This is a genomic window from Pseudoalteromonas distincta, assembly GCF_000814675.1.
GTDB lineage: Bacteria > Pseudomonadota > Gammaproteobacteria > Enterobacterales > Alteromonadaceae > Pseudoalteromonas > Pseudoalteromonas distincta.
Genome location: NZ_JWIG01000022.1, coordinates 229,957 through 240,818 on the forward strand (window position 1 = coordinate 229,957; position 10,862 = coordinate 240,818).

At 35.8% G+C, this 10,862-nt stretch carries 10 protein-coding genes; 3 read left to right on the forward strand and 7 right to left on the reverse strand.

The window, feature by feature from the left end:
* Positions 1-97: 97 nt before the first annotated feature.
* Both QT16_RS14615 and QT16_RS14620 read right to left on the reverse strand, forming a co-directional pair.
* A complete protein-coding gene (locus QT16_RS14615) occupies positions 98-1,291 on the reverse strand; it encodes a cation:proton antiporter (protein WP_039488922.1) in 1,194 nt (397 codons plus the stop codon).
* Positions 1,291-2,502, reverse strand: coding sequence for a tyrosine-type recombinase/integrase (locus tag QT16_RS14620; protein ID WP_033040017.1), 1,212 nt, complete (start codon positions 2,500-2,502; stop codon positions 1,291-1,293). Before QT16_RS14620 ends, QT16_RS14615 begins: the two co-directional genes overlap by 1 nt.
* A 149-nt stretch (positions 2,503-2,651) precedes the next feature.
* Between QT16_RS14620 and QT16_RS14625 the strand changes: the two genes are divergently transcribed.
* A complete protein-coding gene (locus QT16_RS14625) occupies positions 2,652-3,215 on the forward strand; it encodes a lipid-binding SYLF domain-containing protein (RefSeq protein ID WP_007377560.1) in 564 nt (187 codons plus the stop codon).
* 122 nt (positions 3,216-3,337) lie between these two features.
* Here the strand turns inward: QT16_RS14625 and QT16_RS14630 are convergent, their stop codons facing one another.
* From QT16_RS14630 to ocd, 5 genes are all read right to left on the reverse strand, one after another.
* A complete protein-coding gene (locus QT16_RS14630) occupies positions 3,338-4,276 on the reverse strand; it encodes a DUF2971 domain-containing protein (RefSeq protein WP_039488927.1) in 939 nt (312 codons plus the stop codon).
* A gap of 51 nt (positions 4,277-4,327) precedes the next feature.
* Entirely contained in the window at positions 4,328-5,377 is a 1,050-nt protein-coding gene (locus tag QT16_RS14635; protein WP_039488929.1) for a patatin-like phospholipase family protein, read from the reverse strand.
* Between the two features lie 127 nt (positions 5,378-5,504).
* Positions 5,505-6,911 (reverse strand): alanine/glycine:cation symporter family protein, encoded by a 1,407-nt coding sequence (locus tag QT16_RS14640; RefSeq protein ID WP_039488931.1) that lies wholly within the window; start codon positions 6,909-6,911, stop codon positions 5,505-5,507.
* 120 nt (positions 6,912-7,031) lie between these two features.
* Positions 7,032-7,943: a citrulline utilization hydrolase CtlX gene (ctlX, locus tag QT16_RS14645; protein WP_039488933.1), complete on the reverse strand. Its 912-nt coding sequence runs from the start codon at positions 7,941-7,943 to the stop codon at positions 7,032-7,034.
* Positions 7,940-9,010 (reverse strand): ornithine cyclodeaminase, encoded by a 1,071-nt coding sequence (gene ocd, locus QT16_RS14650; RefSeq protein WP_039488935.1) that lies wholly within the window; start codon positions 9,008-9,010, stop codon positions 7,940-7,942. Before ocd ends, ctlX begins: the two co-directional genes overlap by 4 nt.
* A 172-nt stretch (positions 9,011-9,182) precedes the next feature.
* Between ocd and QT16_RS14655 the strand changes: the two genes are divergently transcribed.
* Together QT16_RS14655 and QT16_RS14660 are read left to right on the forward strand one after the other, a co-directional pair.
* Positions 9,183-9,614 (forward strand): Lrp/AsnC family transcriptional regulator, encoded by a 432-nt coding sequence (locus tag QT16_RS14655; protein ID WP_007377579.1) that lies wholly within the window; start codon positions 9,183-9,185, stop codon positions 9,612-9,614.
* A gap of 257 nt (positions 9,615-9,871) precedes the next feature.
* A complete protein-coding gene (locus QT16_RS14660) occupies positions 9,872-10,861 on the forward strand; it encodes an IS30 family transposase (protein ID WP_039488938.1) in 990 nt (329 codons plus the stop codon).
* Position 10,862: the final 1 nt, after the last annotated feature.

Sequence of the window (10,862 nt, forward strand, 5' to 3'; positions counted from 1 at the left end):
ATAAAATATAAAAAGGCGCAACGATTAACTTCATCAGTAATGAAATAACCGTTACGCCTTTTTTAATACGTATTCTTAATTTACCTAGTTTAAATAATTATTTTTTAACAAAACTATCGGCAATAGGTTTAGTGCTAATGCCGTGTATAAATACACTAAACAAAATAGTCGTCATTGCTATTGTCGCTATTTGATATTTGTTTTCTATTTGCGTATCAATCACCATCAATGTAAAAACAATTGATGCTAATCCTCTTGGTCCAAACCACGCAAATGTAAAACGCTCTTTAATATTCAATGCCGTAAACTGCAGAGACAACATAACAGGAATTATTCTAATTAATGTTGTACTTAATAAAGCGTAAATTATAATTTCAGTATTTAATTTCGGGATAACTAAGTAAGCACAAACAAACCCAAACAAGCACCAAATCATTAGCGATGTAAAATCTGCGATGTGCTCTGAGTCTTCAATTAATTCTGTTCTAACTTCTTCAGTCGAAAATTTATCAAATAGTAAACCTGCAATAAACACCGCAATAAATCCACTGCCATGAAAATACTGAGTGACAGAAAACACAGCCATAGCAAAACCAAGTAATAAAAATGGACTGGTATTTTGTGCAAAGTAATGACGTTTCATTGCAAAGTTTAAACTCGGTATAAAAACAGCGATACTTGTAATAGCTATTAATAAAGCCAAGCCAAGTTCTCGTCCAAACACGCTTAATGTTTGTGTGGCGGTAATAGCTGAATCCGGATTTTTAGCGAGTAATATAAATATTAAAAATATGGGCACGCATAATCCATCGTTCAAACCACTTTCAGTATTTATCCCTTCACGTATTTTTTCAGGCACTTGTGTACTTGCTAGTAACCCTTTACTTAATGCTGCATCGGTAGGTGTTAAAATAATTGCGAGCAACGCCGCTTGAATAAGTGAAAGCTCAGCAAAGAAAAATAAAGCAACAGCAATACCAAGTAATAATGTTAAGGGTAGGGCAACAAACAATAGTAAACTAGGATACTGAAAACTATGCCTTAAAACACTTAGCTTTGATTTAGCTGCATCTGAAAATAAAAATATACTTAGCGTAAGCTCTATAAATGGTAATAAAAGATCAACGCCTTCTTTTATTTTTTGTCCTTCGTTGGGTAACATAAAAGCTAAACATATTCCGCCGACAACAAAAAACATTGGACCTGTTACTTCTGTTTTTTCTAATTGGCGAAGTGTTAAAGAATAAATTAAAAATAGTCCGCCTATAAATGCTATTACTAAATACTCCATTAAATTTTCCTTTTAAGTCCTGATTTTGCTCGCTCTTTAATATTTGTTTGAATATAAATTTGATCGGTAGTCGCAATTTTAGAATGGCCTAAATCTTCTGATAAATGTTTAAGCGGTCTTGTTTGCGCATCATGTGTAGCACCAGTATGACGAAGCCAATGTGCAGTTGCAGCGCCAAGTTGTTCAGCATCATCTTTAAAACCATCATCAAGTAATGATTGCTGAGCATAATCAAAACTTTGTTGAACTAAACGCCTAATTTGCCTTACGGTCATACCACCTTGACCCCGAATTTTATGAACTAACGGCTCAGATTCATCAACCCGAGGAAGGGCAGGTAGACCTCGATATAATCTGTATCGTTTTAAATATTCAACAAAATCATCACTTAAGGTTACATCTCGTAATTTATTACCTTTACCCATTATACGTAAAAACCAAAATCCATCATTATCTTGCCAAAAATGAGACATCACCGGCGACCATTGTGGGCGCTCAGATAATTCTGAAATTCGTAAATAAAGACCTTTTAAGCAGGCAAGCGTAAATAAGTTCCGCTCTAAATCAGGGTTATGTTCGCATAAATCTCGCGTTACACCAAAAACGTATTCCCATTGAATATCACTTAATGTATCAGGAATTTGAATTTGTGATTGAACAACTAAATACGGGCTATTTTTTTTAACAACAGGGACAAAGTTCGCGAATGTTTTTTCTTCGAGTAGGGCAAACTTATAAAATACATTTAAGGCAGTAAACATGGCCGATAAAGTTTGTTGGCTGGCAGTTGATTCTTTTAGCATAAAAGGGCGCCAATTTTGATTTAATCTACGAATTCCTTGCTCATCTTTATAACGCCATTGCACTGAAGTTGCAGCCCATTCTTTATCAGGTTCAACCATAAAATCAACGTAAGCTTCAATATCTTCACGTTTTAAATCGAATACTGATTTTTCTGCTATTAACCACGACCATAAATAAAAGCGTTCAAGTTCATTTCGAAAACGGCTATAAGTGGCTTCTGACTTGCGGCCATAAACATATAAAAACTGATATAAGAATGTCAGATCGGCTTTTGATTCAGTTACAGTCAAGCCAATTTCCTGTATAAAGGATGCAAGTTCTGGGTATTCTGAATTTAGAGTACCGTCATCTAGATGGGCAATTTGATATCTTAATTGTTTTAACGTATCAACCAAAGCAACAAGCATAATGTATAAATATTCAATTAAATAATAGGCTTACAGAATAACGTTAAAGTCCGATACTGTCTAGTATTGGACATAGTAAAGCTCTAATTATTTTAATGCCGTGATTATTCTATGGTTGTTGGTTGCTATATCTTATTAAGGAAAAAATCATGAAAAAACTAATTATACTAAGCGTACTTGCTTTAACTGTTTCGTTAACTGGGTGTGCTACTACAGGTAGTGCATCACCAAGCGAAAAACGTTCACTTGTACAAAGTATGAAAACAAATACATTAGATAAATTATACGCTGAAAAACCTGACGTTAAAAAACAAATTGCTAATTCGGCTGGTTACGCTGTTTTTGATAACGCGAACGTAAATGTTGTTTTAGCCAGTTTTGGTGGCGGTTACGGCGTAGTTAAAAATAACCTTACTGGTAAATCGACTTACATGAATATGGGTGAAGCCGGTTTAGGGCTTGGTTTAGGTGTAAAAGATTTTAACGTTGTAATGGTTTTTCATAACCAAGCTGCATTAAACAGATTTATTGAACATGGTTGGGCTTTTGGCGGAAACGCTGATGCAGCAGCAAAATATGAAGATAAAGGCGGTGCATTGGTTGCCGAAGCGATTGCAGATCAAGTTACTGTATATTCTGTAACCGAAAATGGCCTTGCACTACAAGCTGTATTAAAAGGTACTAAGTTTTGGGTTGATTCAGAGCTTAATTAACCACCAAATTACTCTCCTAAAAGCGAGCTGGTTTGTATAATCACGCTCGCTTTATTAAAATCCATGTAATTTAACATAACGTAATTTATGGGTGATAATACACCTTCCTATAATAAAGCTTTTCACATGAGTATTTCATATTTCAATTTAAATAGATTGCTGTCAAGTTTGCATCTATAGACATCAGTAAACTTTTGCTCAAAGCTATTATAAAATCTTCCTCTATTTCCTGTTGCTAACTTAGTCCCCTCTATTATTGCTTCTTTCATTTTCTTTACATCTGAATTTACTCCTAAGTAAATTTTAGATATTTTACTTGGATTAACTTTAATTAAGAACATCACTTGATAAGCTTCGTAATTTCTCCAAACTGAATTCCATTCTGAAAGGCTACTTTCGCAACTCCCTGTAAGATAAAGCAGGTAAGATAGATCATTGATTTTTTCTCTTAAATCACCTTTATAACCCAGTGAGCTCAGTTTATTTTTGGTTTCATCTGAATTCCCAAGTGTTATGACTTTATTGCAGTTCGTAAATGGTAGTGCAAATCTATATTCTTCCTCGTGCTTCCAAGATTCATGTTTACTAAAGAAATAATGTTTCGAAAAATTATTAACCTCTTCATCTGATAAAGTAGTGATATTTTTGCTATAGCTTCGCTCTCTATTATAAATAACATTGTCACTCAGGTAGGCTTCAATATCATTAGTTTTATCTATATCAAAAATAGAAAATGGATCTTCTTCATCAACTTCAAATTCAACTAATATACCTTTACTGTTAGTTGCATAGTTACCCCACATTGGCATACTTTCTTTATTTTTACTTAAAGACACATAACCATATAAATCTAAATATGGATTTATATCTCTGTGCGAATTAAATTCTCTCCCAAAAATTTTTATAGTCTCTTGGCTGACATCTTTTATTTTATTTATATCTATTCCTGTTGGTAAAACTTCAAAAGGATCATTCTGACTATTGTTCTGACTTAGCCTAAGTGTAGGCTCTGTTAAGAATGCCGTAGCAGCATCAGCAGATAAATATTTGTATAGTTTCATAAATTCTCCTTTTTAATTTCTTATTTATAACAAGTAACTAAATAAATAATCCTATCCCATTATATCTATGGTACTAAATAATTTATTTTCTAAATTTTTATCTAACGCTTCGGCCAATTTCTCAGTTTCACTAAAAACAGTATTCCAATATTTAATGCGTGTATCTGCATCAAGATCGGTAAAATCATTTCTATCTGGAATTTTTCCGTAGGGTAAACTTGCTATAAACTCTTTTGATGGAGTGATCATTACCACGTTATCGTAATTAAGTGGCGACACTTTACGTTTTAAATTTTTATCGAACCACCCTGCTTTTGGATCTGAATTAAAATGCGGATATAAAATAAGTCCTGGGTTATTAATTTTTAAATCAAAGTGGTAGTCAATTATTCCGCCATCGCGATATATACCTTGCGGCGAGCCTTCAATATTTTTTATGCCTTGCATAACAAGTGGTATTGAACCCGATGCAAGTAATGCATCTTTTAAATTATTTTGAGTAAGCGCTATGTTTTGCGTTTTAAAATTGTAGCTGTCGGTAATTGATAAGTCACTTGTTGCTGGGCCAAATATAAAACGCTCATACTGCGAACCTAATAATTTTCGGTTAACGCGGTTTAACATATAACTTTTTGATAAACCCATTAACTGTATTAATTTATTTTCGCTGGCGATAAAGCCATTTGATTTTGCGACAATAAAGTGCGCTTTAAATATTGGGTTATTTATAATTTCGGTGACGCCGTTATCGCCAAAAACATCTTCAAGTAATGCGCGTGCTTTTATTGTTATTTCACTTGGTGTAGGTTTATTACTTGAGTACCGAGTTTGCGAATACGATTTTGCTAATCGCTCAATGGCAGCAACGGGATCGTTTTGTGCAAAACACGCAGAGCGAAAAGCGCCAGCAGATGAGCCAATTAAATTAAGTGGTTGGGTACGGTTTTTAAAAAATTCACCAAAAATATACTTATCCAACCCAAATAATGTAAACCATTTAGGACCGCCACTTGCACCTAAAAAAGAGGTGAAAAGTTCAGGTTTAAAGCCCTGTTCGTTAATAATTTTAGCCGCTGTTTTCCCTGCGTGAATCTCGATCATCTAAAAAATTGTGCCTTTTATTTTGGTTGCTATAGTTATTTTATAACACCGGAAGTGAATATTTATGCAAAGTAAAAAGCGGATTTATGTTGCCATAAAACCGCTTTTTATAGTTAAGTGTGCTGAACTAGTCCCAAATGCCGTCTTCGCATTTGCCCTGTACTTTTACATCTTTTACTTTAAATTCGGGCTCTAAACCTTTGTCTCTTTGTGCGTGGTAATCGCTCGTAACAGACAAAATAGTCGGCGTTAACAGTATAATAGCGATAACGTTAACCACTGTCATTAACCCTAAGGCAATATCGGCTAAATCCCAGACTTCTTTTAATGTGGCCGACGCGCCCCACAACATCATTGATAAATAAAGCAAAGTGTAAATGCCGCGCCCTACTTTGTTGTCGAGCTTAAAGAGGTGCAAGTTACTCTCTGCATAGGCGTAGTTTGCCACCACCGATGTAAAAGCAAATAAGGTTATAGCGGCTGCTACAAAGTAAACACCACCTTGTGCTAAGTGAGCAGTCATCGCGCTTTGTGTTAAACGAATGCCTTCCATTTCACCGCTTATGTCTATATCGGCTAATAAAATGATCACCGCGGTACAGCTACACAGTACGATTGTATCGAAAAATACGCCTAGCATTTGTATGTAACCTTGCGTTACAGGGTGATTAGGAATTGGGCTGGCACTTGCTGAAGCATGCGGCACACTACCTGCACCGGCCTCATTAGAATATAAACCACGTTGTATACCGTTTTTAATGGCTGCGCCCATCGCACCGGCACCTGCTTCTTGTAAACCAAACGCTGATAAAAATATATCTTTAAGCATGGCAGGTACTTGCGTGAAATTTATAATCGTAATAATAACGGCGGCAAGTACAAACACAATGCCCATTATTGGCACAACACGCTCTGCAAATCGGGCAATTGCTTTAAAGCCACCGAGTATAATTGAACCAGCGAGTACGGTAATAACTAGGCCTGAATAAAATGTAGGAACTTCAAACGCGTAGTTGAGTGCGTCGGTAATTGTGTTAGTTTGCATTGCGCTAAACGTAAAGCCGTAACCTAAAAACAAACACGCGGCAAACACAATGGCAAACGCCCGGCTACCCAAACCTTGTTGAATATAATACGCAGGGCCGCCTCTAAACTCGCCGCCACTATCACGCACTTTATATACTTGCCCAAGTACACTTTCGGCAAAGCCTGTAGCCATACCCAATATGGCTATAACCCACATCCAAAATATAGCGCCGCTGCCGCCAAGTGAAATTGCCACTGCCACACCGGCTAAATTACCAGTACCTACTCGTGCGCAAAGCCCTGTACACAACGCTTGGAATGATGAAATGTCGTTTTTTTTACATTTGCTACTGCCTTTTAAAAGGCTAAACATATGTTTAAATTTAAGTATTTGAATTGCTTTTAGTCGTACTGAAAACCATATACCTGTAAACAAGAGTATATAAATAAGTACTTGCCCTTCTCCCCATAAAAGGTTGTTTACGCTTTTGACGACGGTATCGAACATTGCTAATTCCTTCTTATATTTTTTATATTAATACCCTTTTTGGGTATAATGGCATTTGCTTGCGACATCGACTAAAAATTTAATGCAAATAAGGCAGCTAAGCTGCCTTAAAACTATACATTATTTATTTTGCAAATGAACTCCTGCAATCATGCACCTAACTGAGCCACCAGCCGACTCAATAGTAGGTATTGGTAATGGCACAAGCTTAGCCGTTTTTTGTATAACTGTTATTTGTGCCGGTGTAAGTGCATTAAACGCAGTTTGCGATAACGCTAAAATACGACCATTTTTACCTTGTAGCTCAATAGCATTGCCACAAAAGTTATTAATTTGCTCAAGCGTTAAATCGATAACTTGATGATGGTTTTTCAAAAAATGTTTAGCTAACTGTGCACGTTGATTAATTGGCACCATATTTAAACTGATCATTACAAATTTTGTAGCGATACACATTAAAACATTAGTGTGATAAACCGCAGTTCCTTGCTCGTCATATGCGTTAAACACTATGGGTGATAGTTTTAATTGCTCACATATTGTATTAACCACCGACTTGGTAGTTCTTTTTGATTCTACCGCGTAAGCGAGTTTATTTTTATGATCGATAACCAGTGAACCAGTGCCTTCAAGAAATGAATTTTCTTTCGATAAAAATGAATAATCAGTCACTGAAGACACTTTATAGTGATCCGTTAAAAAATCAATAATATCTTTTCGATATTCTAACCTTCTGTTTTCTACAAACATTGGATAGATTATTAATTGGCCACTTTGATGAGTTGAAAACCAATTGTTAGGAAAAACTGAATCGGGAGTGTGTGTTTGCTCATCTTCAAAAAGGTGAACTGTTACCCCTTCATTTTTTAATATTTGTACGGCATTAGTCACTTCTTTAAATGCTTGTTCACTTTGATTTTGTGCTAAACATTCACTTTGAAATGCGTTATCGAGCATTGTGTGTGGGTTAGATGTAAAGTGATGTGGCCTTACCATCACTACAGCTCTGGGGGCTTGGTTTACTTCGCTCATGCCACGTGCTCTTTTACTAATGGTTGATCACTAAGCACTGAAAATAAATTACGAGGATCCGCTTGTTGTGTAATTAAATCAAGCAAAGCAAACTCGCCCGTTTTAATTAACTCATCACGTATAAATACCAGTGCGGTAAAGTCTTCGCTCGCAAAGCCAACGCCGTCAAAAATGGTTAATTCATCTTGGCTAGTACGCCCAAGCGACTGCTTATTAATAACGTTATGAAACTCAGTTACTGTAAAGCTTGGACTCATTTGTTGAATTTCGCCCTCTATTCGAGTTTGTGGCTCGTACTCAACAAATACATTAGCACGCTCAAGCAATCTAGCATCTAACTCTGTTTTACCTGGGCAATCACCACCTATGGCATTAATGTGCACACCTTGTGGGATCATGTCATTTGTTAAAATAGTAGCGTTAGTTTTATCAGCAGTACAGGTAGTGATGATATCTGCCCCTTTTACTGCCTCTTGTACACTATTACAAATAGTCACGTTTAATCCGCATGCACTTAAATTAGCAAATGCTTTTTTAGAGGCGCTTTTATCTATATCGTATAAACGAATATGCGTAATACCTAGTACCGCTTTAAAAGCGAGTGCCTGAAACTCTGATTGAGCACCATTGCCTATTAAAGTAAGGGTTGTTGAGTTTTTAGGTGCTAAATATTTAGCTACCATTGCAGAAGTTGCGGCTGTACGTAGTGCTGTTAGTAAACACATTTCGCTTATCATAACCGGATAGCCACTATCTACATCGGCTAAAATACCAAACGCAGCGACTGTTTGAAGTTCTCTAAAGGTGTTTTTTGGGTGACCATTTACATATTTACAGCTGAACATTTGGCCATCACTCACTGGCATTAGCTCTATTACCCCCTCTGGTGAGTGTGCTGCATAGCGAGGTGACTTATCAAACTCTGTCCAACGGGCAAAGTCGGTTTCTAATTTATTTGTTAGATCTAGCAGAACGTTTTCGACCCCTAAGCTATTTATAAGCTTAGCCATTGCCTGAACGCTAACAAATGGAACGCCTTGTTTTGGCTGTGCTATAAAATGACTCATGCTGAAACCTCTTGAATAAATGTATTAGTTAATTTAAAACAAGTTTAGCGAGGCTACGTGCTATTTAATATGGCAATTAATTACACAAATAGTACTAGTTTTTATCATTTTGCTATGCAGTTATATACAATTTATGTATTTTGGTCAGTAACTTCTTTTAAAGGTTTGATTTATGACTCCCTATATTTATGACTCTCTTGATAATGCTTTAATAGCTGAATTACGAAAAGACGGCCGCGCTTCTATTTCAGCTTTAGCCGGTTCTTTAAATGTATCACGCGGGACAGTGCAAAATAGGTTAGACAGATTAGTTAGCTCAGGCGCAATATTAGGGTTTACTGTACGCGTTCACGAACACATAGAAACAGAAGCCGTGCGCGCAATTATGATGATAGAAGTCGTTGGTAAATCTACCTCACAGGTAATTAAAACAATGCGCGGAATACCCGAGCTTATAAAATTACACACCACCAATGGTGCATGGGATTTAGTTGCGGAGCTTCAAGCTGCAAATTTAAGTGAGTTTGATGGAGTGCTAAGGCAAGTACGCGAAATTGACGGTATTTTAAATAGTGAAACAAGCATATTACTTTCATCAACTTAAGCTATTTTTAATATTTAAAAGAATATTTAATTGACATCCATTTATAATATTTAAGTATTCACAATGATTTTTTACTATTTTAAAATTTAGAAGAATACTTAAATGACACCCATTTATAATATTTTAAGTATTCACAATGATTTTTTACTATTTTAAAATTTAGAATGACACCCATCTAAATTTTTTAAAAGTGAGGAAGGCAGATTCAAGGTCGAAGTGCACCACCTTTACTAAACTATAAGTTCAGGAGGTGTGCCATGGGTACCCAATATTCACATTTATCTAACTTTGAACGTTGTCGTTTATTTGAGTGGTATCATTACCAAAAAAAATCAATACGTGAGGTGAGCCGATTACTAAATCGTTCACATAGCACTATTAGCCGAGAGTTAAAGCGTAATAAATATGATTATTACGTACCAACTTATTACCCTCATCCAGCTCAAATGTATTACGAAGTAAGGGTAAGGGAGAGAGCTAAGCGAGTTAAGCTTAAGTCTGTTGAAGCTCAACGATATGTGACTGATAAGCTCAAGCTTGGGTGGAGTCCAGAGATCATAGCTGGGCGAATAAAATTTGATAAAACCTTACCCAACGTATCTCACGAGGCCATTTATCAATATATATACAAGAATGAACCATCACTTATTGTATATTTAGCTAGGCAACATAAAAAACGTAAGAAAAAATATCCAACCCGTAAAACGAAAACAGTTTGGGGTCAAAGATGTAGTATTTTAGACAGGCCAGATGACATTAATCTCAGAAAAAACTTTGGGCATTGGGAAAGTGACTCTGTTGAATCTAGCGACAGAAAATGTGCGCTGAATGTGTTACTTGAACGAGTTTCTAGAGTGTGTCATATCACCAAATTACCATCTAAAAAAGCTCTAGCGACATCGAATGCAATATGTAAAAAACTATCTATTTACCCACCGAGTTCTTGTTTATCGATAACTTATGACAATGGCTCTGAAAATACAGAGTTTAAAAAAGTAGAAGCCATTTTGAAAAATAAATCTTATTTTTGTGAGCCTTACCACAGCTGGGAAAAAGGTGCTGTAGAACAAATAAATGGTTTAATTAGAAGGTATTACCCGAAGAAAACAAACTTTAGCAAAGTAAGCCATCAGCAATTAAAAAAAGTAGAGGAACAACTAAATAATCGCCCTAGAAAATGTTTAGGATTTAAAACACCAAATGAAGTCTATAATGAATTAGGTGGTGCACTTCCAATTAGAATCTAGG